Source organism: Paenibacillus urinalis, from assembly GCF_028747985.1.
In the GTDB taxonomy this organism is placed as follows: Bacteria; Bacillota; Bacilli; order Paenibacillales; family Paenibacillaceae; genus Paenibacillus; species Paenibacillus urinalis.
In genome coordinates this window covers 4,991,100-5,017,224 of record NZ_CP118108.1, presented here as the reverse complement: position 1 = coordinate 5,017,224, position 26,125 = coordinate 4,991,100, and the positions used below count along the sequence as shown (strand labels likewise).

General features: G+C 47.8%; 24 protein-coding genes. 22 read left to right on the top strand and 2 right to left on the bottom strand.

Annotated features, from left to right (window positions below):
- Nucleotides 1-25 precede the first annotated feature (25 nt).
- The 3 genes from PUW25_RS23265 to PUW25_RS23255 are packed head-to-tail and all read left to right on the top strand — an operon-like array spanning nt 26 to nt 4,238.
- Nucleotides 26-1,915 (top strand): spore germination protein, encoded by a 1,890-nt coding sequence (locus PUW25_RS23265; protein WP_274338472.1) that lies wholly within the window; start codon nt 26-28, stop codon nt 1,913-1,915.
- Nucleotides 1,878-3,131, top strand: coding sequence for a Ger(x)C family spore germination protein (locus tag PUW25_RS23260; protein WP_047912461.1), 1,254 nt, complete (start codon nt 1,878-1,880; stop codon nt 3,129-3,131). Before PUW25_RS23265 ends, PUW25_RS23260 begins: the two co-directional genes overlap by 38 nt.
- Nucleotides 3,132-3,134: 3 nt before the next feature.
- A complete protein-coding gene (locus PUW25_RS23255; RefSeq protein WP_047912460.1) occupies nt 3,135-4,238 on the top strand; it encodes a GerAB/ArcD/ProY family transporter in 1,104 nt (367 codons plus the stop codon).
- Here the strand turns inward: PUW25_RS23255 and PUW25_RS23250 are convergent.
- The gene (locus PUW25_RS23250) at nt 4,155-4,478 is read right to left on the bottom strand and encodes a hypothetical protein (protein ID WP_047912459.1); all 324 of its coding nucleotides are present in this window, start codon (nt 4,476-4,478) and stop codon (nt 4,155-4,157) included. The two genes, PUW25_RS23255 and PUW25_RS23250, sit on opposite strands and share 84 nt — an antisense overlap.
- 185 nt (nt 4,479-4,663) lie before the next feature.
- Between PUW25_RS23250 and PUW25_RS23245 the strand changes: the two genes are divergently transcribed.
- The 19 genes from PUW25_RS23245 (at nt 4,664) to PUW25_RS23155 (ending at nt 24,457) form a co-directional block, all read left to right on the top strand.
- Entirely contained in the window at nt 4,664-5,059 is a 396-nt protein-coding gene (locus tag PUW25_RS23245) for a Fur family transcriptional regulator (protein WP_047912458.1), read from the top strand.
- Entirely contained in the window at nt 5,038-5,850 is an 813-nt protein-coding gene (locus tag PUW25_RS23240) for a response regulator transcription factor (protein WP_274338471.1), read from the top strand. The genes PUW25_RS23245 and PUW25_RS23240 overlap by 22 nt, the downstream gene beginning before the upstream one ends.
- A 274-nt stretch (nt 5,851-6,124) precedes the next feature.
- Nucleotides 6,125-7,588 carry a catalase gene (locus PUW25_RS23235; RefSeq protein WP_047912457.1) on the top strand — a complete coding sequence of 488 codons (1,464 nt, stop codon included), beginning with the start codon at nt 6,125-6,127 and terminating at the stop codon, nt 7,586-7,588.
- A gap of 184 nt (nt 7,589-7,772) precedes the next feature.
- On the top strand, nt 7,773-8,189 hold the full coding sequence (locus PUW25_RS23230) for a BlaI/MecI/CopY family transcriptional regulator (RefSeq protein WP_047912456.1): 417 nt from the start codon (nt 7,773-7,775) through the stop codon (nt 8,187-8,189).
- The gene (locus PUW25_RS23225; protein WP_274338470.1) at nt 8,168-9,055 is read left to right on the top strand and encodes a M56 family metallopeptidase; all 888 of its coding nucleotides are present in this window, start codon (nt 8,168-8,170) and stop codon (nt 9,053-9,055) included. The genes PUW25_RS23230 and PUW25_RS23225 overlap by 22 nt, the downstream gene beginning before the upstream one ends.
- A gap of 30 nt (nt 9,056-9,085) precedes the next feature.
- Complete coding sequence (locus tag PUW25_RS23220) at nt 9,086-9,499, top strand: DoxX family protein (RefSeq protein ID WP_047912454.1); 414 nt, start codon at nt 9,086-9,088, stop codon at nt 9,497-9,499.
- A 183-nt stretch (nt 9,500-9,682) separates the two neighbouring features.
- Nucleotides 9,683-11,458, top strand: a complete 1,776-nt coding sequence (locus tag PUW25_RS23215; RefSeq protein ID WP_274338469.1) for a spore germination protein — start codon at nt 9,683-9,685, stop codon at nt 11,456-11,458.
- Nucleotides 11,459-11,466: 8 nt separating this feature from the next.
- On the top strand, nt 11,467-12,642 hold the full coding sequence (locus PUW25_RS23210; RefSeq protein WP_274337632.1) for a Ger(x)C family spore germination protein: 1,176 nt from the start codon (nt 11,467-11,469) through the stop codon (nt 12,640-12,642).
- Nucleotides 12,639-12,866: a hypothetical protein gene (locus tag PUW25_RS23205; protein WP_047912452.1), complete on the top strand. Its 228-nt coding sequence runs from the start codon at nt 12,639-12,641 to the stop codon at nt 12,864-12,866. The genes PUW25_RS23210 and PUW25_RS23205 overlap by 4 nt, the downstream gene beginning before the upstream one ends.
- A gap of 24 nt (nt 12,867-12,890) precedes the next feature.
- A complete protein-coding gene (locus tag PUW25_RS23200) occupies nt 12,891-14,195 on the top strand; it encodes a GerAB/ArcD/ProY family transporter (protein ID WP_274337631.1) in 1,305 nt (434 codons plus the stop codon).
- 103 nt (nt 14,196-14,298) lie between these two features.
- Nucleotides 14,299-15,120, top strand: coding sequence for a uroporphyrinogen-III synthase (locus PUW25_RS23195; RefSeq protein WP_047912450.1), 822 nt, complete (start codon nt 14,299-14,301; stop codon nt 15,118-15,120).
- Between the two features lie 236 nt (nt 15,121-15,356).
- On the top strand, nt 15,357-16,688 hold the full coding sequence (locus tag PUW25_RS23190; RefSeq protein ID WP_081872530.1) for a hemolysin family protein: 1,332 nt from the start codon (nt 15,357-15,359) through the stop codon (nt 16,686-16,688).
- Between the two features lie 227 nt (nt 16,689-16,915).
- On the top strand, nt 16,916-17,560 hold the full coding sequence (locus PUW25_RS23185; RefSeq protein ID WP_274337630.1) for a ThuA domain-containing protein: 645 nt from the start codon (nt 16,916-16,918) through the stop codon (nt 17,558-17,560).
- An 80-nt stretch (nt 17,561-17,640) separates the two neighbouring features.
- A complete protein-coding gene (locus PUW25_RS23180) occupies nt 17,641-18,042 on the top strand; it encodes a phasin family protein (RefSeq protein WP_274337629.1) in 402 nt (133 codons plus the stop codon).
- On the top strand, nt 18,042-19,706 hold the full coding sequence (locus PUW25_RS23175; RefSeq protein WP_274337628.1) for an ABC1 kinase family protein: 1,665 nt from the start codon (nt 18,042-18,044) through the stop codon (nt 19,704-19,706). Before PUW25_RS23180 ends, PUW25_RS23175 begins: the two co-directional genes overlap by 1 nt.
- A 20-nt stretch (nt 19,707-19,726) precedes the next feature.
- Complete coding sequence (locus tag PUW25_RS23170; protein ID WP_205054581.1) at nt 19,727-21,097, top strand: aldehyde dehydrogenase; 1,371 nt, start codon at nt 19,727-19,729, stop codon at nt 21,095-21,097.
- Nucleotides 21,098-21,130: 33 nt separating this feature from the next.
- Nucleotides 21,131-22,699: a DEAD/DEAH box helicase gene (locus PUW25_RS23165; protein WP_274338247.1), complete on the top strand. Its 1,569-nt coding sequence runs from the start codon at nt 21,131-21,133 to the stop codon at nt 22,697-22,699.
- 279 nt (nt 22,700-22,978) lie between these two features.
- Nucleotides 22,979-23,833, top strand: a complete 855-nt coding sequence (locus tag PUW25_RS23160) for an ABC transporter ATP-binding protein (protein ID WP_274338468.1) — start codon at nt 22,979-22,981, stop codon at nt 23,831-23,833.
- Nucleotides 23,834-23,980: 147 nt separating this feature from the next.
- Complete coding sequence (locus PUW25_RS23155; RefSeq protein ID WP_047912444.1) at nt 23,981-24,457, top strand: glutathione peroxidase; 477 nt, start codon at nt 23,981-23,983, stop codon at nt 24,455-24,457.
- A 140-nt stretch (nt 24,458-24,597) separates the two neighbouring features.
- On the opposite strand, the gene PUW25_RS23150 is transcribed toward PUW25_RS23155, so the two are convergent.
- Nucleotides 24,598-25,830: an MFS transporter gene (locus PUW25_RS23150; RefSeq protein ID WP_047912443.1), complete on the bottom strand. Its 1,233-nt coding sequence runs from the start codon at nt 25,828-25,830 to the stop codon at nt 24,598-24,600.
- Between the last annotated feature and the right edge of the window lie 295 nt (nt 25,831-26,125).

The window sequence follows — 26,125 nt, the reverse complement described above, 5'->3', positions numbered from 1 at the left end:
GTTTTTTGGAAGTGAGGGGAGCAGCTTGAAACGTCATCGTCGCAGTGAATACTTAAAAAAGCTCAAGCCAAAATCGTCCAGTGACCAATCTGCACAAGATACGAGCGAGGACTCAGTCCAAAATACAGAGCGAAGTACTGCTCAGTATATGAATAGCAACAACAGTCATGATCAAGCTCCTGAGTCATCGGATCAGCAGCAGTCGGAACAAGCTTCTGCAGGGAGTGAGTATGTCTCCAATGGCAGTGACCCATCAGATCAGAGCTCTGATGCCTCTAATAGCGAGACTTCTTCTGAATCTCCAGCTTCTCAATCGTCTCAAGCATCTCAATCTTCTCAAGCACCTCAGGCCAAGCTTGATGAGCTCAGCGGGAATCTTCAGCAGATGCTCGATGGAATTCTAATCCAAAATGGGAATAGTAGTGATATCACGATACGAAAACTGGAAATAGGAACGAGTCCCAGTATATCTATTGCCATCGTATATATCAGCAGTTTGGTAAAGGAAGAAACGATTAATGACTTTATTATTCGTTCCTTGCTGAATTCCGAATTCAAGCTGGATGAAATCACGGACGGTAAAGACAGCAAGAATATTCTAAAGGAAGGGCTGACGAAGAAAGTATTCAGTCTTGGTACCGTGGAGTACTGCAAAGACTGGGAAGATATGATGGACAAGCTGCTGCTCGGAAATACACTCGTATTGACCGAGGACAGCACAGACGTGCTTCATATCGTGACAGCCGGCGGAGAATTCCGGGCGATTACAGAATCGCAGACGGAGTCTGTCGTCCGTGGACCCAAGGAAGGATTCGTTGAAACGCTGTCCATTAATGTGTCCCTTCTGCGGAGAAGAATTCATAGTCCTGATTTGCGAGTTACCTACCAAACGATTGGCTATAAGTCCAACACTCGTGTTGCCATCGTTTATATGGACGGAATTGCCGATGAAGACGTCGTAGCCGAGGTATTTCGGAGACTGGATGAAATCCAGATTGACGGGGTCTTTGACTCGACTAATATAGAAGAGCTTATTCAGGATAAGGCAATAACCCCGTTCCCGACCGTGTACAGCACAGAGCGGCCCGACACAACCGCAGTCCGTTTGCTTGAAGGAAGGGTCGTCCTTGTTGTCGATGGAAGTCCATTTGTGCTGATCGTCCCTACGGTGTTCATCCATTTTTTTCATAGCGCGGCAGATTATTCGGATCGGAACGATATTGCGACACTGCTTCGTCTGCTCAGAATCATCAGCTTTATCATTTTGCTGTTGGGACCGTCCTTATATATTGCCATGACGACCTTCCATTATCAGCTGATTCCAAGCTCGCTTCTGTACAGTCTTATATCACAGCGGGAAGCGATACCCTTCCCCTCCTTCGTGGAGGCTATTATTCTGGAGACGATATTCGAGCTTCTGCGAGAAGCGGGGGTTCGAATGCCGCGCGTGGTAGGCCAGGCAGCGAATATCGTCGGCGGTCTTGTACTGGGGCAAGCGGCAGTAGAAGCTGGCATTGTGAGTCCCCTGCTCACGATTGTTATCGCCATGACAGGTATCGCGAGCTTTGCGATTCCAACCTATACAATGGCGATCGCAGGACGTATATTTCGGTTTGGATTTATCGTACTTGCTGCGACCTTTGGCTTGTACGGCATCATGCTGGGGCTGATCGCGCTGCTCGCTCACATGAATAGTCTGAGATCCTTTGGTGTTCCGTACATGACCCCGTTTAGTCCCTTCGTACTGAAGCAGCAGAAGGATGCCGTTCTCAGGCTTCCCGTTTCCTTGATGAAGCAGAGACCCGGCAGCCGGAGCGGTGAGTATAACGTCGTAACGGAGGATGGGCCTGTTACCGCGGATAAAACGGATGATAAGAATGAAAGTGCAAGGAAAAACAAACAGAAAGGATCTTGATATGAAGCGGAAGCTGCTGCTTATCACTGTACTTACCTTGGTGTCGATGATCCTCACGAGCTGCTGGGATGCTGTAGAGCTGAAGGATCGCTTAATTCTTTCCGGCTTTGCAATGGACCGTGGCAATGCTAAGGGAGTATATGAATTCTCATTTCAGGGTGTTGTATCCAATGAGGTATCGGGTAGCCGGAAAATTGGTTCCACACCTTCATTTGTATTCTCGGATCAGGGAAGAACCTTACAGGAAGTCGTCAGCAAAATGTCTCAGAAGATTCCGAGGCGATCGTCGTGCTCTCATGCAGAAGTCGTGATTATCAGCGAGGATCTGGCCAGGGATGTAGGCATTGGCCGATTTATAGATCTCATTGAGCGAGATCCCGAGACGAGAATTACCATGCAGATTCTTATTGCTAGAGGCTCAAAGGCAAGAGATGTGCTCGCCATTACAAGTCCGGTAAGCCCAATTACAGCCAACAATATAGCGGAAAAGGTCAGATTCGCCTCCAAGCAATATTCGCATAACTTCTCGTCAGAGGTGGATGAAACGATCCGGGGTATGATTGTTCCGGGGGGTGGCCCCACAATCAGTGGTGTGGTAATTAAAGGGGACAAAAGTGCAGGTAAAGAGAGAGAAAATACGGAAAGCTCTTATGTGTCTGCTTACACGAAATTAGATGGCATGGCCATGTTCAAGGGAGACAAGCTGGTAGGGTGGATGGAAGGTGATGAGCCGCTGGGTCTTGCGATTATCAAGAATAGATCGATGAAGTCAATGGTTAATCTGTCCTGTCACATCGATCCCGCGGAAGTTGTCGGGATTGAAGCCTATTTCTATAAGTCCAGTATTAAAGCGTCTGTCGTCGATGGGGTACCTCATTTTCATATTGATGTGAAGCAGGAAGGTACGATTAATGAGGTGACTTGTCCGCTGAAGCTGGATGAAGGGGAGGTCGTTGAAATCTATGAGAGAACCTGGAGTGAGAAGACCAAGGAGATTGTTATGTCAGCTGTAACTGCAGCACAGAAGGCAGGTACAGATGTACTTGGTTTTGGCTATGTGCTGGAGAAGAACCGCTCTCCTGAATATAAGCAATGGGAAGACAGTGATGACTGGTCTGAGAAATTCTCGCAAAGTAAAGTTGAAGTGGATGTAAAAACGGTCATTATGAACACATTAACACGTACGAATCCATATAGCAGCGGAGGGGAGGACTAGGGAATGAATAGAAACCAGATCAGTACGGGACAAATGATCTCCTTAATGCTTTTATTTGAAATAGGTGTTGCTGCGGTCATCAATCTAGGTTTCTCGGCAGGCAGGGATGCATGGATGGCCTCACTGATCGGTATGATTCTGGGGGCTGTATTGTTCTGGTTCTACGCCTCTATTTCCAGACATTTCCCTACACTTCCTCTGACGGCAATCAGCCGGAAATTACTCGGTAAATATGCAGGGACTGCGGTGGGCTTAATGTATGTTATCTATTTTATGTACATTGGCTCCCGTAATTTGCGGGAAGGCTCCAATCTCGTGAACATCGTTTTGCTGAATAGTACGCCCCTTCTCGTCATTACTACACTCATGATTTGTTGTGTGGCTTATGTGACCTATTTAGGCTTTGAGGTATTGGCACGCACTGCTGTATTACTCATGGTTTTTATTTTCTCCATTGTATTCATTATTAATGTCTTGCTGTTTGCCTCGGGTTCAGTCCATGTTGATTATGTTCTTCCCATACTTGGTGATGGGATCGGACCCCTGTGGGAGGCAATAACGACGGATACCCTTATCGTTCCTTTTGGTGAAATGATCCTCTTCCTCATGCTGCTGCCATATATGCGCAGACCTGAGAAAGGCGGTTATATTGGCATCATTGCAATTATCATTGGAGGCCTGCTCCTTACTCAGACCATGTTTCTAAATATTGCTTCTCTGGGGCTCAATATAGCGAAGGGATCACCTTTTCCCGTACTATCCACCATTAGTACCATTCAGATCTCTGACTTTATCCAGCGGGTAGACATTTTGGTCGTAATGACGATGATTATTACTAATTTCTATAGAGTCGCATTGTATTTCACAGCGGTGTTGATTGGTGCATCCGATATTTTCAATATCCCTTACCGAAAACTAGTTATTCCTGTTGCCTTTATATTCCTGGTATGGTCTTACAGTATGGCGAGAAATTATATATTTCAAATTGAGTTTGGTGTTCTTGCTTTCTACTATGTGCACCCCTTATTTTTGTTCTTTTTTCCCAGTCTGCTGCTTGTAGCCGCTTGGATTCATAAGCGAAGACAGCGGAGGAGCGCCGGAGCGTAAGGGTTTGTTGATGAGGTTAAACAGTTTGTACAGGCCTTTACCTACCGGTTTGCCGCAGAAATGTAGAAATACGACGATCCCAACGAGCTTCAGCGTGTTTTTCTCCGCCGGGCGTAGAATATAATTATCAATATTAAAGGCAGAGTCAATCTTGCCGTGGCCAAAGAAGATGTCGGTTGCAATATCAAATGCGATGGTAAGCAAGGACAAGACGATAAAAGCGCCTGCAGCTTTGAGCATGTATACCTCTCCTCTTCTCATTTTGGGTAAAACGATCTGTGAACTGAACCTATTCGTTTCGTGATTGTCACCCTATTTTGAGTCCCTGAATTGGAATTTATGCAGGGATTGACTACCTATGACTTTAGATTTATACTTAATCTAAAAATAAGTTCTTTTCATATAGAAGGAGATCTGATGATCTTATGGCTAAAACATTAAATTTAACGACGCAGCGTCAAGCTGTTTATGATGTCGTACGTAAATCACATAATCACCCTACTGCAGCAGAAGTAATGACCATGCTGTCCCAAGAAGGATATAACCTGGCGTATGGTACGGTGTACAATTCCCTTCGGTATCTGGTAGAGAAGGAATTGATTCAAGAGCTCAAGCTGGGCGAAACCGCCAGCAGATACGATGCGAGAACAGATGACCATCAGCATATTATCTGTGAAGTATGCGGTAAGGTCGACGAAGTGATGACAGATGTTCCTGAGAGCTGGACCGAATTGGTAGCGCAAGAGACAGGGTATGAAATTGATCATGCACATGTTGTATTTGGAGGTGTATGTCCGGAATGCAAAAGCAAGCAGAAATAGCGAACATTAATCAGTATCCTTACGCTTCGATCCGTATATCGCAAGATAAGGCGGCTCAAATGTTTAATCGAGCTGAGGAGCCTGTGGTGCCGTTCTGTGCAGTAACGAAGCGGATCCTGCTCGTAAGTCCAGTGCTCAATCAAGTTCATGATCTGGTGAAGCTGCTGACCGATCGCTGTTTTGACGTGATGATGTTCCACCGGCTTGAGCCAGAATTATACGGAAGCATTCCTCATGATCTTCTGATCTATGATGTAACGTCATATGATGAGATGGATGCACTGGATCTGCAGCTGAAGCTGAAGAACTCAACCGCGGGGCAAACCTTGTTCCTGGTGAGTGAGAACTTCATTCGAGGGGCAGCACCGGAGCTGCTTCAGGAAGAGCTGCTTGTATGGCCTGGACGTCCTCATGAGGCACTGTATCATGTTCAGCGGATTATTAGCCGCGGGACACCTCGGAGTCACCACACATCCAAGACGAACAATAGTGATTGCCTGGCCTTCAAGGACCTCAGAGTGGACACGGAACGCATGCTTGTGTATAAGCAGGACAACCAGATTCATCTGACTAAGACGGAATATGATCTGCTGCTTATTCTCATGAACGCGAAGGGCTCTGTCATTTCCCGCGAGGAGATGCTCTCCCGAGTATGGGAGACGGACTTTACCGGAGGCAGCAATGTTGTCGATGTTCATATCAAGAGCCTGCGCAAGAAGCTTGGGGATCAAGCGGCGGCACCTAAATATATCATTACCGTGAGAGGAGTCGGCTACCGGCTTGCGGACTAGAAGGAAGTCTTTAAATGACAGTTCATTTGACTGCATTTAAAGACTTCTTTTTATTTTTTAATCGAATCGGTTTCTAAATACCTTTAGCTGTTCATGAAATTTCCATAATCTTCACACTTCTTCATCTGATGCAAATAAGGTTCATGTGCCGCGCTCAAAAGTTCATTTGTTCCTCATGCAAGCCAATCGGCAGCCATGCTACAATCTATACATAAATTTAGATCAGATCTAAATACACATATAAATAGACTAAAAATTAGAGAGGTGCAGCAAAATGACGAACCAACGTTTAACGACGAGCTGGGGTGCTCCAGTAGGAGACAACCAAAATTCAATGACTGCAGGCCATCGCGGGCCAACTTTGATTCAGGATGTACATCTGCTTGAAAAATTGGCTCATTTCAACCGTGAGCGTATTCCGGAGCGTGTCGTGCATGCCAAGGGCGGCGGCGCATTCGGTACATTTAAAGTAACAAATGATATGTCCAAATATACAAAGGCGAAATTGTTCAACGGGGTAGGTAAAGAAACAGATATGTTCATTCGTTTCTCCACTGTAGCCGGTGAGCTTGGTGCAGCCGATACTCAGCGCGATCCGCGTGGATTTGCGGTCAAATTCTATACAGAAGAAGGCAACTACGATCTGGTAGGTAACAATACTCCTGTATTCTTCATCCGTGATGCGATCAAGTTCCCTGATTTCATTCATACACAGAAGAGAGATCCGCGTACCCACTTGAAAAATCCAAATTCGGTTTGGGATTTCTGGTCTCTGTCTCCGGAAGCTTTGCATCAAGTAACGATCCTGATGTCTGACCGCGGTATCCCTGCAACCTGGAGACATATGCATGGATTCGGAAGCCATACCTTCAAATGGGTGAATGCTGAAGGTCAAGCCGTATGGGTTAAATATCACTTCAAAACAAACCAAGGGATCAAAAACCTGGATAACGCTACAGCAGAGCAAATTGCAGGCGTGAATCCTGATTATCATACAGAAGATTTGTTCAACGCTATTGAGAATGGGGACTTCCCTTCTTGGACGCTGTATGTTCAAATCATGCCGATTGAAGATGCAAATACGTATCGCTATGATGCATTTGATGTGACCAAAGTCTGGTCCCAAAAAGACTATCCATTGATTGAAGTAGGAACGATGACGCTGAACCGCAATCCAGAGAATTATTTTGCTGAAGTGGAGCAGGCTACCTTCACTCCAGGTTCATTCGTACCTGGTATCGAAGCTTCTCCTGACAAATTGCTTCAAGGACGTCTGTTTGCTTACGGTGATGCACACCGCTACCGTGTAGGTGCGAACCATAACCAGCTGCCGGTGAACAGTCCGAAATGCCCGGTTCATCATCATCAGCGTGACGGCTTCATGGCGACAGGAGATAACGGCGGCCGTTCCATGTACTACGAGCCTAACAGCTTCGGCGGGCCCTTCGAGGATCCGAGCGCGAAGCAAACTCCGTTTGAAGTAACAGGAGAAGCCGCGCAAGTATCCTATGACAGTGAGGATCATTACTCCCAGGCCGGAGATCTCTACCGTCTGTTAAGCGAAGATGAGCGTACTCGCTTGGTCGCAAATATTGTAGGTTCAATGATGCCGGTACAATATGAGGAGATCAAACGCCGTCAAATCGAGCACTTCTACAAAGCCGATCCAGAATACGGAACACGTATCGCTGAAGGTCTGGGCCTGTCGGTTGAATTGAAAGTAACGGAAGAAGTTTAATTGAATATAATTTGAATCTATTTCTAGTATCTGTTGGTGAAAGCCCAGTGTAATTATGAAAATGGACTCATTGCTAATCATAGCCATGCGGAATTCCGATTCCTGCATGGCTATTATTGCTTCTCACCTATGGTTGACAACAAACCATATGACATTACAATTGGTAGTGTGGAAGGGGTGTGCCATGAAGATAAGTCACTTCAAAGTAGGAGAGCAGGGACTGAACCGTTTTTTTGGACCACTGGAAGCGAAGATTATGGATGTCTTGTGGAGTCAGGGACCGCTCAGCATCAAGGAAGTACAAATGAAGCTGGGTGAGAATAAGGTGATGAACTTCAATACGGTGATGACGGTCATGAATCGGCTTGTCGATAAAGGTGTGCTTCTGAAGGAAATGCAGGGAAGAACATCGATATATGCGCCTGTCGAGACCAGAGAAGAGTTCATGAACACACAGTCCAAGGAGCTCACACAGGAACTTATGGATCAGTTTGGTTCGATTGCTGTAGCCCATATGCTGGATGCTGTCGAGGAGGCCGACCCGGAACTTATCTCACAGCTGGAGCAGAAGATTGAACAATGGAAGAAGGAGAGACAGTGATGTGGTCCTATCGTTCCCTCACGTTGTTCTCTGTCGGCATGGCGATCACGGCGGCTATTTTCATACAGATGGGGCTGTACGGTCTGCATATGATCTGGGATGTTCCGATGACATTTAATTTGTTGACCTGGTGTACACACTGGATGAAAGAGCTTGGGCTATGGTCGCTGATACACTTGTTGAATGTATTGGTATTAAGCACGTTCCTGCTCATGCTGCTCTATATCATCAAGCATGCGGTCAGAACAATGAATGTGCATAAGTACATACGGTGGCTTAAGGATGATACGATGTCCAAGGAGCTGGCTTCACGGTATAAGCATCTTCACCTGGAGCAGCAGATGATCGTCATATCGGCTGCCGAGCCAGTTGCGCTTGCTTTTGGCATGTTTCGCAGAAGAATTGTGTTATCTACCGGGCTTATTGATATGCTGGATGAGCAGGAATTAACCGCAGTACTCTATCATGAGTACTATCATCTGCGTCATTATGACCCGCTCAAGACTTTTTTGCTAACGCTCAGTGTATCCATCCTTGGATATGTACCTATACTAAAAAACATACTAGCCAATTATAAGATGGTCAGAGAGATTCTGGCCGACAATTATGCGATCAAGCAGTCAGGCTCTGCCGTGGGAATCGGAGGCGCATTAATCAAGCTGATTAGATCAGGTCGCCGGGATCACCGCCTGTTTACTGGAGCTGTTGTTTCACCATTCGCCGCAGATGTATCCATTAATGACCGAATCTCCAGAATATTGGAGCCGGACAAGGAGCTGCTGCTTCCTTATTCCAAATGGAATATTGCCGTATCCTTTATTGTCATGACTGCTTTATTCTTATTATTCAATTACGCACATTATTAAATCGCAAGCAGAAGGAGGAAGTGAAATCAAATGTATAATAACAACAATTACAGTCAGACCCGCAACATGGAGATTGGTTTGTTGATCACCCGTCTCGTGCTGGGATTAATCTTCATGGCACACGGAGTTGTCAAATTTCAAGGAATGGAAGGGACGGAGAGCTTCTTTGTGAGTCTTGGCCTTCCTGGGTTTATGGCAACTTTGGTCGCTCTAGCTGAATTTTTCGGCGGGCTGCTGCTGATCATTGGTCTGTTTACGAGATGGATCAGCATCATTTTTGTCATCATACTGGTTGCCGCGATCTTTACCGCAAAGACGGGTGCTCCGTTTGTAGGCGGGTATGAGCTGGATATCGCTCTAATCGGGATGGCGTTGACACTCGCGGTAGCGGGCAGCAGATATGTGGCAGTGGACAGCCTGTTTAGAAGACGAAGCCGCAGATAAGCAACATGAATATGAAGTAAGTGGGAGACTCTGCATAGGCAGAGTCTTTTTTTGATGTTGAATCATTCGATTTGGGAATGCTGCAAAATCCTTTTTTGCATAATTTGGTGCCAATGGTTGCATGCTATCTTTCAGAAAATGGATGGAAGTTAATCTTCGCCGGAACAAGAGAGGTGAGCAGTCATGAGCAGTGAGAAGGACGAGATGAAGCAAGGCTCCGAGGATCAGGCATTAGACAACGAAGAGCTTGAGAAAAAGCAAGGGTCTGACGATCAACAGACGGAGAAGGAAAAGTCTTCCGAAGAACAAGAGGGGAAGTCGTCATCTGAGAAGCAAGATTCAGGTGAATCAGGAGATTCAGAAGATTCAGGCTCCGACGGAGACGAACAGGAGGACTCGAAGCAATCCGCGGACTCCTCCAATGAGGATAATGCCGTTCCTGAGCTTCCACAGTTGAAATTACCTATCGCAGAGGATTTGAAGTCAAACCTTGGGGTTCTTCAAGAGGTGTTCAAGGATTGCTCTGACTTCGTGTTCCGCGAGATTAAGCATGAAGGATACCCGGACGTATGCCTGTCCTACTTGGAAGGAATCGTTATCTCTCTTGAAGTGCAGGATCATATCATACTGCCTCTCGTAAGAGGTGTTGATCTGGCAAATGTTCAGGGAGCATCAGAGGATATTGAGCTTGAGAAGGTTCCGATTTCGCTGTCTCATGTGAAGAAGGCCAAGACCTGGCGTGAAGCTGCAGATGGTGTAACCGATGGCTGTGTACTCGTGCTGGTTGAAGACAATGACGAAGCACTGCTCTTCGATCTTAAGGGCGGGCTTCGACGTTCTGTGCAAGAGCCGCAGACAGAGGGGGTTGTCAGGGGACCGCGCGAAGGATTTACCGAAATGATTCGAGCGAACACAGGGCTGATCCGCTTCAAGCTGAAGACGCCTATGCTCAAGATGGAGAATTTTACACTCGGGACAGAAACGAAGACAAGTGTTGTGCTTGCTTATATTAAAGGGATCGCCCGTGATGCGCTGATCGATGATGTGCGGCAGCGCATTAAGAAGATCAATATCGATGGAGTGCTCGAATCCGGCTATATCGAGGAATTGATTGAGGATCATCCCTATTCTCCGTTCCCTCAGCTCCATTACACGGAAAGACCGGATACCGTGGTTGCCAACCTGCTGGAAGGACGATTTTGCATTTTGGTGGATGGAACTCCCTTCGCCTTGCTTGGACCTGTAACGATGTGGCAGATGCTTCAGGCGAGTGAGGATTATTATGAACGATTCTTTATCAGTAACTTCTTACGGTGGATCCGTTTGTTCTTTATGATGGTGGCATTATTTCTTCCTGCCTTATATATTGCGATAACTACCTTTCATCAGGATATGCTGCCGACCACGCTCATCATCAGTATAGCAGCTGCCCGTGAAGCCATTCCTTTTCCGGCCCTGGTCGAAGCAATGCTGATGGAAATTTCATTCGAAGCCTTGCGGGAGGCAGGGGTTCGCTTGCCTAAGGCAGTCGGTCAGGCGGTAAGTATTCTCGGGGCGCTTGTTATCGGACAGGCGGCTGTGACCGCGGGTATCGTGTCGGCTCCGATGGTTATCATCGTATCCATGACAGGGATCGCTTCTTTCACCATTCCAAGGTTTAACTTTGCCATTACGCTTCGGCTGCTGCGGTTTCCGATCATGATCCTCGCTGGAACTTTGGGTCTGTTCGGGATTGTCATTGGTACAGTCCTGATCTCGGCACATCTGACACAGCTCACTTCATTTGGACAGCCCTATCTGCTTGGTGTGAGTCCGTATCGTAAAGGCGAATCGAAAGACATCATCATGCGGGTGCCTTGGTGGAAGATGATATTCAAGCCATCATCAACCCCCAATCATGAGCGTAAGCGGATGGACAAAGGAATGAACGGGTCTCCTAACTCGGATGAAGGGTGGTAATGGATCTGATGAACAGAGTATCCAAAACCGTAACAATCCTGCTGCTGTGCCTCTTGCTGACAGGCTGCTGGGATCGCAGAGAGATTAACGATATTGCTTTTGTGGTCGGCACTGCGCTTGATAAAGAGGAGGATAAGTATAGAGTTACCCTTCAAATTACCATTCCTGGTATGCTCGCGGGATCAAATGGCGGGGGTGGAGGTGGAGATAAGAACCCCTGGTTTCTAAAGTCAAGTGTCGGTGAAACCGTAAGAGGAGTCACCTTAAAAGAACAAACGAGCACATCCCGTAAGCTGTATTTCTCCCACCGCAGGGCGCTGCTCATTGGAGAGGCGATGGCCCGTGAGGGCATCGCGGAAGCGCTTGATTCCATCGGACGGCTTCCGGAGAACCGGCTGTCTGCTCTGCCTGTCGTAACCGAAGGTCATGCCTATGAAGTACTTAACGGAGAACCAACCATTGAGCAATATCCCGGTGAAGTGGTTCGTGAGCTTGTCTTCTTGTATCTCAGCAAGCCATGGACGCTCAAGACTGTAGTCAATCTGATGCTTGAAGACGGGATCGATCCGATTATGCCGCTAGTGGAAACGGTAGATAGTGTGCCCGAGAAGATCGACAAGCCTAATAAAAATATCGGGGTTGGTGGACTTGCTGTATTCCGCGGCGATAAATTGACCGGAATTATTAAGAAGCAGGATACACATGGCATTCTTGTGGCAATGGATCAAGCAAGAACACTGGAGCTCCCGATTACAGTTCCCCGTGGAGAAGGGAAGATTTTTTTCTTAATCAGATCAAATCATACGAAGATCAAGCCGATTGTGAACGGAGAAGATGTTCGGTTTCATATGTACACGGGTGGCAGGATGTCCATTACGACGAACGAGTCCAACTTCGATACCAATAATGAGAACAATATTATAGCGCTTGAACAGAAGATGAATGAATACATGAAAGCAAAGATCACTCAGGATCTCAAGCTGCTTCAGAAATATAATTCGGATGCACTTGGCTTCGGTAGAATTATTAAGACAGAAAAGCCGCAGCTGTGGTCACAATTACGAGATCGCTGGTACGAAATATATCCGAATATCACTTTCGAGGTAGAAGCCGATTATCGGCTTGAGAATAATGGAGCGGCTACAAGTCCATTCGCAGTGGAAGAGGAGGATATTGCGGAATGAATCTCATGGCCTTGTCGGCAGTACTTGTGTTTAGTCTGATTATCGTGCTGAAGGATCACAAAAATTTAAAAAACTACAAGCCGATTAATCGCATCTTATCTTACGTGATTATAGGACTCGGCATCGGGATATGGATCTACACACTATCGCCGATTCCTGTAATCCATCCGACATATCTAATCTCGCAGTGGATGTATCCCTACATTCCTGTTCCGTCTGAGTAAGAAGAAAGGCAGGTGCATAATTATATGAGTGGAACAACCAAACAGGTTAAGAAACATGATGCTAGACCATTGACAGAGCGGCAGCTTGTTCTCATGATTATCATGATTACGCTGCCGATGACCTTGGTTCATTCTCCGTCCGATATTGTGCAATTTGGCCAGCAGCATGCCTACTTGTGCATTATTCTGGTGTATCTTGTACTCCTGATCTGCATCTGGCTGCTGTCCCGAACACAGCGCCGCTTCGGCAGCCAGAATTTGTTCCAGGCGATGATTGGTCGCCGGCCTTTTGTCGGAAGAGTGATTGTTGGGATGTATGTCCTGTACTATTTTTATATTCTGGCAAGAGATGCAAGGCTGCTGACGGAGTATGTGGATACCACGTTACTCCCGCTTACTCCCGTCATGATCATTCTGCTGTGTATCTTTGTCATGTCGGGATTCATTATTCGGGGAGGCATGAAATCAGTCGTCAGCATGACTGAGATTTTTATGCCGATTCTGATTCTCACCATTTTTATGATCCCGCTGTTTGTATCCGGCGCGCTGGACTTTCACTACTTAACGCCGTTTTTCCCTGTGGATCTGATCGGTGTCGGGAATGGAACATGGTACTTCTTCTCCTACGCAGGAGAGATTATTATATTGCCGTTCATTTTCGGAAAAGAGACCTTCAAGCTGAAATCCGCTGTCAAAGGCTTATCCTTCGCTTTTTTTCTTCTCGTTATCGATATCATTATGATGATTCTGATTATTGGGCTGCCGATTATTCCAAGAATATCCTATCCGTCCCATGAGCTTGTCCGCCAAGTGCAGATTAGTGACATTCTGGACCGGTTCGATATGTTTCTGGCCGCTGCGATTCTCCCTATACATATGACAAAGGTTGCATTTAACACTTATGTGGTGTGCTACGGTATGGGCTGTTTAGACAAAAACATATCCGGACGCATGATGCAGGGGCCGATCATATTGCTCGGATATGTGTGTGCCTTCTGGTTCTTCAAGGATTCTATTCAGCTATTCAAGTTCGATCGGGAATGGTCAGCAATCGTGCTCTTATTCACGTTAGTTATGCCGGTGCTGATCTACCTGATCTTCAGGCCGTCCAAGAAAAAAAAGAAGGATGGGGCGACTCAGAACAAGCAGTCTGCACAGAACGAGGAATCCCAGAACGGGCCATCTTCTCAAGAGGGAGAATCTACCGAAACGGAGAAATCCACTCAAAAAGCGCAGTCTGCTCAGAATGAGTCTTCTCAGCGTCGGAGCTCCACCAAAAAAAGTGGAAACTCTCAGAATGGGAACGCAGGCTCGGCAGAAGGTTCCTGACGCAGTAACGAATCCATATAGAAATTGGGGGATTACTTTCTTCTGGGCCAAGCTCCTTATATACTAGATACAATATCTCGTATAGTGGAGAGGAGTTAGGCATATGGCTCAGAATTTGCTAGGTAAAAAAGTAGCGCTGGCAGGTCCTCGAAAGTCAGAGGAAATGTCTATGATTATTGAGAAGCTGGGCGGAACCCCGGTGCTGCGGCCGGCGCAAGGCACAGTGTTTCTCGATGACGAACATCTGGAGAGCAGTATAGAGGCCTGGGTGAAGCATCCGCCCGATTGGACTCTGCTGACGACGGGGATGGGCCTGGATGCGATCTTCAGTAAGGCAGAACAGATGGGTGTAGAGGAAGCTCTGACTTCGGCGCTGTCACAGTCCCAAATCGCTGCAAGAGGATACAAGACCGTGAATGCACTGCGCAAAAGAGGGCTAAAGCCGGTAGTAAGGGATGATGATGGAAGCACTTCAGGCCTTATCCGTGAGCTTGAAGCCTATTCGCTTGAAGGCAGCAGGGTCCTTGTTCAGCTGCATGGCGAATCCGCGCCGCGCCTTATGGCATGGCTCTCAGATCAAGGTGTACAGGAGATTACGCAGGTGTTGCCTTACCGGCATGTGCCGCCTGAGGAGAGTGACCTTGCTCTATTGTTGTCTGACATCCTGAATCAGCAGATTGATGCGATCACCTTTACCAGTGCACCACAAATCCGTTTTTTGGTGGAGTATGCTGAACAGCACGGGAAGCTTGAGCAGATGAAGCAGCGGCTTGAACAAGACATCGTGGCAGCAGCTGTGGGCAAGGTGACAGCGCAAGCGATGATCGAAGAAGGGGTTGAACCCAAGGTCGTTCCTGCCGAGGAGCGTATGGGCAGCATGATGGTCGCGCTTGGCAAGTATTTTGCAGAGCAGAAGTCAGTATAAGGAAGCACGCTTTGTCACATGCTATTCCTTAAGACACCTTACCTGATGCATGACGAGGTGAGGTGTTTTCTCTTTGATTTTTCGTTTAAAGATGCCGTATTTGTGTTTAGAAAAGAGTAAGTCTAAGAATTAATTTCATATATAGTTAGAAAAAAATTACATATTTTGACGGATGACCTGATCTGTTCGATATCGTCACTGTCAGATTTATTGATATCTCTTGGGAGGTGCAACCCTTGTTATTTGACATCATCGTCATCCTCGTGCTGCTTGTGGTCAATGCTTTTTTTGCTGCATCTGAAATGGCACTGATCTCCATTAATGATAATCGCATTCGGGTTCTGTCCCTGGAAGGGAATAAGCGAGCTCAGAAGCTGGAGAAATTAGTTGAGGAGCCGACAGGCTTCTTGTCCACGATCCAGATCGGGATTACGCTGGCGGGGTTCTTGAACAGTGCCTTTGCGGCCGATAAATTTGCGTCCCTGCTGGTTAATTACTTGATCTCGATCGGAGTGGACGTTGCTCCTTCTGTTCTGTCTTCGATCTCTGTCATTGTCATTACCCTTATTCTGTCTTACTTCACGCTCGTATTCGGTGAGCTTGTACCGAAACGCATTGCGATGAAAAAGGCCGAAGCCATCGCGCTTGCCGTCGTCGGACCACTCAGCGCGCTGTCAAAGATCGTAGCCCCATTCGTCAAGCTGCTCACTGCATCTACGAATGTAACCGTGCGCTTGTTCGGCATTGATCCGAATTCGGAGGAGGAGGAAGCCTCTGAGGAAGAAATCCGGATGCTGGTGGATACCGGTCTTGAGCGAGGCACAATTCAGCAAAGTGAGAAAATGATTATTCACAATATTTTTGATTTTGATAACAAAACGGTGTCCGATATGATGACACATCGTACAGACATGGTCTCTATCTCTGTGGATAAGCCATTTGATGATGTGCTGGAGATGGTTCAGTCTGAACAATATACACGCTTCCCGGTATTTGAGGAACGAATTGATAATGTCATCGGGATCCTGCATGTGAAGGACCTGATTATGCAGTTTAAGAAGGACAATACGAATCCAAGGCAGCTTAAGGATATCATCCGGCCCGCTTACTTTGTATCAGAAACCAAGAAGGGTGATGATCTGCTTGAAGAGCTGCAGCAGAATCATGTGCACATGGCCATCGTAGTTGACGAATACGGAGGAACTGCCGGTATTATCACGATTGAGGACCTCATCGAAGAAATTGTAGGCTTAATATACGATGAGTATGATGAGGATGAATCGATATATGAGGTTATCGATGAAGTAACCTACTCATTTAACGGAACTGCCCGGCTGGATGAAGTAGCTGATATCGTTAGAGCCAGCCTGCCTGAGGATGAGTATGAGACCCTTAGCGGCTTCATGATTGGAACGCTCGGACGAATTCCAACCAAGCAGGAGCATCCGGAATTTGATTATCGCGGATTCCGTTATAAGGTCGAGGAAGTGGGCAAGCAGCGTATCCGCAAAATTCTAGTCAAGAAGCTTCCCGATGGTGATGTGGAGAATGAACTCGTAGAAGCTTGAGTCGTGAATTCAATTCATAGAGATTAAAGGAATAAAGGCTTGCTTCGCGAACTTAGATATACGAACCGGCTCAGGCAGTAAGCCCGGCCTGGTTCGTATTTTTATGTAATTATTCAGTAACAGCCGGCTGATTCTATCGGATAGAATGTGTGGATTTAGCTCATCAATTGAGGCTATACTAGGCTCTATGAGCTAAACGGCTAAGAAAGAGCAAGGAGGAAAGAAGAATGGAACGAAAGAAAGCATTGCTGTTAGGAGATTACACGCATCCGATGTATCATCCATTGCAAGGTGTGGATGAGGAGATTAGTCATATTTTGCAGGAAGTGATGACGGTTCAGTGCAGCGAGAATCGAAACTTATTGCTCGCCGAGCACTTATCCGGCTACGATCTGCTCATTTCCTATGTGGATGATTGGAAGGGAGCCATTGCACCCCAGCAGACGGCGGGTCTGCTCAGCTATGTAAGCGGAGGAGGAGCGCTGCTGGTGCTGCATAATGGGATCTCAATGCACAATCGATATGAGATCGCTCAGCTGCTCGGGGGAAGATTTACAGGACACCCGGCACCACGGAAGCTTGAATTTAATGTGGCCGCAGAGGGTCACGCCATCGTTGAGGGGGTAAATCATTTTACAATGGAGGAAGAACCGTACCGATTCGAATTCGATTCTTTTTCGGAGAAGACGGTCTTGCTGGAATATACAGATGGTGAAGGCACGTGGCCCTGTGCTTGGGCCCACTCTTACGGAATGGGGAGAGTCGTATACCTTATGCCGGGACATGATGTTCCTTCCTTCTCCGCAGAGCCCTTCCGCAAGCTGATCGTTCAGTCTGCAATGTGGGCGACGCGTACAAAGATGAGAGTATAAGAGGGCAAAAGCAGATATAATAGAATTAATTTCATAATAAATTGGTTCAATAAAGGAAAATAAAGGAGGTCATCGCAATCATGAGCGACTTGTTCAAGAAGGCAGTATCCCTTGGTGTAGGATTTACTCTGTACAGTAAGGAGAAGATTGAAGGTGCTGTGAATGAGCTTGTTAAACGCGGAGAGCTTGCTCCGTCTCAATCCAAGGCAGTCATTGATAAGCTGATGGAACGTGGAGCCGAGGAATCGGCTGGGATCAAGAAGGCGATCACGGATCAGGTGGAGAAGGTGCTTGTAGATCTTGGAGTGCCGACAAGAGCCGATGTAGCGAGACTGGAAAAGCGTATCGCTGAGCTGGAAGCTCAGGCTGCACAGCAGAAGCCGGCTGCAGATCCGGAATTGCCGAATAAGCCCCTGCCGGATACGCCGATGCTAGAAGAAACAACGCCTGATATGCAGCCTCCTACCAAAGAGATCGAATAATGGCTGTTCGCGTGCAAAATGCAGGACGGTACAGAGATATTGCCATGGCGCTGATGCGTCATGGCTTCGGCTATATGGTGGAGGAAATGGGCTTTTTTCAAGCGTTATCGCTGCCTAGACGATGGATTATGCGCGAGGGCATTCCTGAATCCAAATCGCTGGGCGAGCGAATACGGCATGTGCTGGAGGATCTGGGTCCAACCTTCGTGAAGCTGGGCCAGCTTGCAAGTACGCGTTCTGATCTGCTTCCTGCAGGTATCGTACAAGAGCTGACCAAACTACAGGATCAGGTCCCTCCTTTCTCGTCTGAAACGGCAAAGGGCATTCTGGAGCAGGAGCTGGGAGTACCGCTGGAGCAGGTGCTGATTCATTTTGATGATGCCCCGCTAGCAGCAGCCAGTATAGGACAAGTTCATATTGGCAGGCTGGTGACAGGAGAGAAGGTAGCCATCAAGATACAGAGACCGGGCATCGCTCCGGTTATAAGACGGGACCTTGATATACTCAGAGATTTTGTGGCGCTTGCTGAGCGCAGGTGGGAGTGGGTGATTAGGTATCAGCTTCGAGAGATGGTCGAAGAGTTCGCGGATTCTCTGCTCGCCGAGCTTGATTACAGCCATGAAGGAAGAAATACAGAAAAAGTAGGACAACAATTTACGGATCATCCGGATATACATATCCCGAAAATATATTGGGACTACACAAGTGCCAAGGTGCTGACGATGGAATATATGGATGGAATTATGCTGAATCAGCGCGAGGTGCTGCTTAACCGGGGGTACGAGCTGAAAGGGATTGCCCAGAAGCTGGTTGACTCCATGCTGAACCAGATCTTTATTGAGGGCTTCTTCCATGCCGATCCGCATCCCGGAAATCTCATGATTATGAAGGATGAGACGCTGGCATATCTCGATTTTGGCATGGTAGGCCGTCTTCATGGGGATATGAAGGAGCACCTGGCGTCGCTGATCATAGCGCTGATGCGTAAGAACACAGACAGCATGGTGCGAGCCATAGATAAGCTTGGCATGATTCCGGAAGGGATCAACATGAGTGTTCTGCACGGTGATCTGGATCGGCTGCGGGATGAATACTACGACATTCCATTCTCCAGAATCAGCATTGGCAAGGCGCTGAGCGATCTGTTTGGCGTGGCACAGCGCCATCAAATTACTCTTCCTCCGGATATTATCCTGCTGGGCAAGGCGCTCGTCACATTGGAAGGGGTTATCGAGCATTTGGACCCGAACATCAGCATTATTGATATGGCCGAACCCTTTGGCCGTAAGCTGGTCCGTGAGAAGTTCAATACAAGGCGGCTTCGCGGCAAAGTATTCAGCGGTGTGAGCGACCTCGTCGAATCGATCATTGAATTGCCGGGCCAAGCCCGGCTCTTAACCTCGATTATTAGTAAAGGCAAATTAAAACTCGAGGTGAGCGTCCCAGAGGTTGAGCAGGTGATGAAGAAGCTTGACCAGATCAGCAATCGGCTGTCCTTCAGCATTGTACTGCTTGCGATCAGTATATTGATGGTTGGACTTATCGTCGGGGCTGCTTTAAGTGAACAGAAGTGGAATATTCCGATTGTCGAGATCGGACTCGTGGTGGCGGGTCTTATGGTGGTATGGTTCATTATCCATATTATCCGCTCAGGTAGATTTTAAAGTAAGGGTGGTTGTCACAAATGAACGGAATCCATGAGATTGTACAGCGACAAAAGGATTATTACAGCAGCGGCGCGACGCGCAGACTGGAATTCAGGCTGGAGCAGCTAAGACTGCTGAGAGAAGGTATTGTACGGCGCAAGCCCGAGATTCTGGAGGCCGTTAGAATCGATCTGAACAAGAGTGAGCAGGAAGCGATTATGACCGAATATGGCATATTGCTGGAGGAGATCGATTTTATCAAGAAAAGGCTTAAGGGCTGGATGAAACGGAAGAGAGTAAAAACGAGCCTGAAGACGCACATTGGAAGTAGAGGATATATTGTGGCCGAGCCCTACGGCACATCTCTCATTATCGCTCCGTGGAATTATCCCTTCCAATTGGCCTTGTCTCCGCTGCTAGGAGCTATTGCTGCCGGTAACACAGCGGTCATCAAGCCGTCAGAGCTGACACCGCATGTCTCCGCTGTCCTTAACTCCTTGATCGGGGAGCTGTATGACCCAGCATATATTACCGTGGTTGAAGGCGCGGTGGAGACGAGTCAGGAGCTGCTGCGTCAGCCTTTTGACAAGATCTTCTTCACCGGCAGTGTCGCGGTGGGCAAGGTCGTGATGAAGGCTGCAGCCGAGCAGCTGACTCCACTTACGCTGGAGCTGGGCGGCAAGAGTCCCTGCATCATTCATCAGGACGCCCATGTGAAGCTCGCGGCCAAGCGGGTTGCCTTCGGCAAGGTAACGAATGCGGGTCAGACCTGTATTGCTCCCGATTACCTGCTTGTGCACGAGAGTGTGAGGGATGCCTTTGTGGAAGAGTATGCGAAGGCGATCAAGTCTTTTTACGGCAAAGAGCCGGTGGAGCATCCCGATTACGGAAGAATCGTATCTCCTAAGCATTTTGAGCGGCTGCAAGCATTTCTACAGACAGGCTCTATTGTGCTGGGCGGCGAAGTGAACGAGGAAACACTAAAGATTGCACCTACCATCCTGGAGGAGATCAGCTGGGAGGACCCGGTCATGCAGGAGGAGATCTTCGGACCCATTCTTCCTATGATGACCTATCAGCACCTAGATGAGGTGGTGCATATGGTCAATGCGCGCCCTAAACCGCTCGCCTTGTATCTATTTACAGAGAATAAAATGGTGCAGGAGCGCATTATTGAACAAATTTCTTTTGGCGGAGGGTGTATTAATGATACACTGATGCATGTTGCCACACCGCATCTTCCTTTTGGCGGAGTCGGAGAGAGCGGAATGGGCAGCTATCATGGAGAATCGAGCTTTGCTGCTTTTTCTCACATGAAGAGTGTGCTTAAGCAGACCAATAAATTTGACATCAAGATGAAATATCCGTCAAAAAACAATTTGAAAATCATACGCAAAGTGATGAAATAAGTCTTTTTAGCGAATGGATATTATGAGGTGACTATTTTGAGTTTTGAACAATTAGGTATTAAGCCGGAATGGAGCGAGGTTCTGCGTCAACAGGGAATCGCCACTCCAACACCGGTGCAGGAGAAGTCGATTCCGCTTGCTCTTGCGGGCTCGGATGTGATTGCAGAGGCACAGACAGGAACAGGCAAGACGTTTGCATTTATGCTGCCTATTCTGCAGCGTATCCATGCGGAGGATCGCTCCCCACAGGCACTCATTATTGCACCGACCCGAGAGCTTGCGCTGCAGATTACGACTGAAGCGAAGAAGCTGACGGAAGCGAATGAGGCAATCCGAGTGCTTGCCGTGTATGGCGGCCAGGACGTGGAGAAGCAGCTGCACAAGCTGAAGGGCGGAGCCCAAATTATTATCGGTACGCCAGGACGGCTCATTGATCATCTGGGCAGAGGAACGCTCGCGCTGGACAAAGTGAAGATTCTCGTTCTGGACGAGGCAGATCAAATGCTCCACATGGGATTCTTGAACGAGGTAGAGACGCTCATCAAGGCATTGCCTTACAAGCGTCAGACAATGCTCTTCTCTGCAACCATGCCGACAGGCATCCGCCGACTGGGCCGTACCTACATGAAGGAGCCGATTGATGTTAAAGTCAAATCCGACTCTGTGATTCCTATTAAGCAGATTCGTCAGCTGGTCGTAGAATGTACGGATCGTACGAAGCAGGAGGCGCTCATTGGTGCGATTGAGCAGTATCGTCCATACCTGGGCATCATCTTCTGCCGCACCAAACGCCGTGCGTCTGCGCTGAATTCAGCGCTTCAGGACTTGGGGTATGCGAGCGATGAGCTTCATGGCGATCTGTCCCAAGCGAAGCGCGAGACGGTGATGAAGGCGTTCCGAAATGCCAAGCTGCAATTGCTTGTTGCGACAGATGTAGCAGCCAGAGGACTGGATGTGGAAGGGGTAACCCATGTGTTTAACTATGACATTCCACATGATCCGGAGAGCTACATTCACCGGATCGGCAGAACAGGGCGAGCAGGCGGTAAGGGACTAGCGCTTACCTTTGCCGCACCGAAGGACAAGCCGGAGCTGGCACGTATTGAGCAGGGAACAGATCAGCGTCTGGACCGCATCGGCTGGCAGAGCGGCTATGCCGGCGAGCCGGGCTCACTCCAGAAGTTCAGTGGTGGAGGAAGCACAATTGATACGCGGAAGGTTCGTTCGGATGCGAAGCGTGACGGCGGCCGCTCCGGCGGGCAGGGCAGCGCTCGCAAATCAAGAGATGATGGCGGAGAACGCCCTCGCAAGGGCACAGGCGGGCGTTCAGGTGAACGTCAGGACCCTTCGCGCGGATCACGCAGTGATGGCGGATCCGGCGGTCGTGGAGGTCAGAAGCGAGCGGATAAGGATCGCCCATGGCGTGCAGACAGCAAGCCGAGCTCTGGCCGAGGCAGTGGCAGCAGAGATGGACGAGGCGGTCCATCCTCATCGGGACGTTCCGGCAAGCAGACCGGAGGCCGTCCGGCGGGTCCGAGCTCTAACCGAGGAGGCTCTGCTGCAGGGCGTGACAGCAAGGGCGGAGGACGCAGAGGCAGGTAACGCTTTGTTAAATGAAATAAACATTTAATGTGACACACCTTCTAATTCCAGGCTTAAGATGAACTCTTTAGCTTACACTAGAAGGTGTGTTTTTTGTGTGAGCGCCGATCACAGTACTTGACAAATGATAATGATTATCAGTATCTTTAAATAGAGTTTTAATTTAAACGGTTATTTTCATTGATCACTCACCTGATCTTCATACGAAATTCATTTTATTTACATACATCCAAGATTTACGCTTCTGATGTGACAACCATTCTAAGGAGATGATCGCTCATGTTTCGTTTAGAAACGACCGGACTGTCTATAGCCTATGAGGATAGACTTATTGTTGAGGATTTGAATATCCAAATACCACAGGGGAAAATCACAGCCCTTGTTGGAGCTAACGGATCGGGGAAATCGACAATTCTCAAAACGATGGCACGTTTAATGCAGCCGAAGGCGGGTCAAGTATTATTGGACGGCAAATCCATCCATAAGCAATCGACGCGTGAAGTGGCAAAGCAGCTGGCTATTTTGCCGCAGAATCCTACAGCTCCGGAAGGTCTGACGGTAACTGAGCTTGTATCCTATGGTCGTTTTCCATATCAGAAGGGCTTTGGTTCACTCAAGGAAGAAGATAAGAAGATGGTCGAATGGGCAATTGATGCGACAGGCTTGAATGAATTTCATGATCGTCCCATTGATCAGCTGTCCGGTGGTCAGCGCCAGCGTGCATGGATTGCGATGGCACTTGCTCAGGATACCGACATCTTGTTCCTGGATGAGCCGACAACCTTCCTCGACATGGCGCATCAGCTGGAGGTGCTTCAGCTGCTAGAGGAGCTCAATATCAGCTCACAGCGCACGATTGTCATGGTTGTGCATGATCTTAATCATGCTACTCGCTATGCGCATCATATGATTGCGATCAAACAGGGTAAGGCAGCGGCGATCGGATCTCCACAGGAGGTCATGACGACAGAAGTGATGCGTGAAGTGTTCGGAATAGAGGCGGATATTATTACAGATCCGCGTACAGGCGTTCCACTCTGTCTGCCATATGCACTCGCTGGCAAAGACAATGCGGGTCTTGTCGGCGCAACGAACTCAATTCGTACACAGATTCGTCAAGTGGCAGGTGTATAAGCTCCAGGCATCGTGGCTTGAGGGTTAAACCATTCATTAAGGCTTCCTTTCGGGGGCCTTTTTTGTTTCACGTCTGGATTTGGTATGATTAGAGCTGTAAGACGAACGGGTAAATTTTAGAAGAGATAAAGAAGGAGGAATAAGAACATGTCAGTATATGGTTACACTGCAGTGACAACTGCCAATCAGGAGGTCCCTCTTGATATGTACACGGGGAAAGTGCTGGTTATTGCGAATACAGCGAGCAAATGCGGGCTGACACCGCAATATGGCGAGCTGCAGAAGTTGTATGACCGCTACAAGGATCAGGGACTTGTTGTATTAGCATTTCCCTGCAATCAGTTTGGCGGGCAGGAGCCGGGAACGAGCGGAGAAGCTGAAGAGTTCTGTCAGATCAATTACGGTGTGAATTTTCCGGTCTTTGCCAAAGTAGAGGTGAACGGAGAGAACACCCATCCCTTGTTCCAGTATCTCAAAGAGCAAGAGCCTGGTGCTGGCGAGACCAGTGACATCCAGTGGAATTTCACGAAGTTTGTCATTGATCGGGATGGACAAGTGGTTCAGCGCTTTGAGCCGAAGCAATCTCCAGAAGAAATGACCGAGCTGATCGAGAAGCTGTTGTAGGTAAATTTTATATTATTTTAAAAAAACGAAGCTTGTAACCCATTGATGGAATCAAAAGATTCTATGGGATGACAAGCTTTTTATATTGAGATCATGCTTTCCATATATCGTGCTGAATTGAAACGGCTGATTTGTAAATGCTAATACCGATCCACCTGTTTAAGTACAGGTGAAGATTTGGTTAGGGCATAATTGCTGCTTCGCCTGCTGCGAATGATCATCCAGGCAGCGATAAGAAGCACGAGTCCATTAAGGACGAAGATCCAGCGGATCGGCATCAAGCTTCCAAGCAGACCGCCGATGATAGGCCCTGCCATGGTCGCGAGCTGTGAAGCGGATTGATTGAGGCTGAAGGCTCTTCCTCTAAATGCGGAATCCGTTGTTTCCACGATGAGTGCATTAATGGTTGGATATACGGCAGCAAAAAACAATCCGTATCCGAACCGAAGCAGGCCGAAGCCAATATAATCGCTTACAAGAATCTGAAGCATGTTGCCAAGTCCGCCGCCGACAAGTCCAATAATGAGAATTTTGGAGTAGCCGATTCGCTGTCCAATCTTGGCCCACCTTGGAGCCATGATGATGGTTGCGATGCCGACGGAAGAGAAGATAATTCCAGAGGTTAGGGAGGCTTCGTCTACCGATACACCCATCTCCATGACGTATACGGTAAGAAGCGGCTCCAGAATCATGACAGAAAAAGTCGTCACGGCCATAATGGCAAGCAGTGCCATAAATGGTTTATTGGCAGATGCCTGCTTAATATCGTCCCGTACTCTTGAACGGGCGGCAGAACGATTAAAATTATGCTCTTTGACAAAGAAGGTAGCAATGAGTGCGGACACCAGCACAATCAGGGCAGAGAATAGAAAAGCATTGCGGTTACCGTAGTAATGGCTGACAACTCCGCCAATCAAGGGACCGATGATGCTGCCGGTAGCGCCTGCGGTTGACATAATCCCGAGAGCATATCCGGTTTTGGCCTCCGGCGTGTTCGTGGCTACGAGCGCAATGGAAGCAGGCACAAAGCCCGCAAGCAGCCCCTGGAAGATGCGGACCGCAATAAAGACATAAGGATCGTGCACAAAGTAGCTGATTAAATACAGGAAGGCAAGCGCAAATCCTGAGCGAATGAGCATCGGCTTTCGCCCGTATTTGTCAGCAAGAGAGCCCCAGTAAGGGGATATCAGTGCACTGGCGAGAAAAGTAATCCCAAAAGCAACCCCGGCCCACAGCTCGATATAGTCTTCTCCGACATTCAGCTCGGTATTCATAAATATGGGCAAGAAGGGGATGGAGATGGAATAAGCTGTGCTGCAAAAAAAGACACCGACCCATAGCACAAACAAATTCCGTTTCCAAGAGAACTTCATAACGTGCAGCTCCTTTCCTAATAAAATAAACCGTATTTCGCGGCTAATCCGCTAACAGGTCTCATTCTACTCCTAAAATATGGAATCGCCAATGGCAGCAGGGAGGTCCAGCTGTCTTTTGGGGAACGAAGGAGGACGGTCCAAATGTATCGAATCCCTTTGTAATCAAGGCTTTATGAGTTCATTTGTTTTCTTTAGCGGCCTTATAAACAAAATTTTTTGTAAAAAGTTAAACTTGGGCTTGAATTGTGAAATGTGTCACATTATAATAAAGACATAGACATAGTGAAATAAA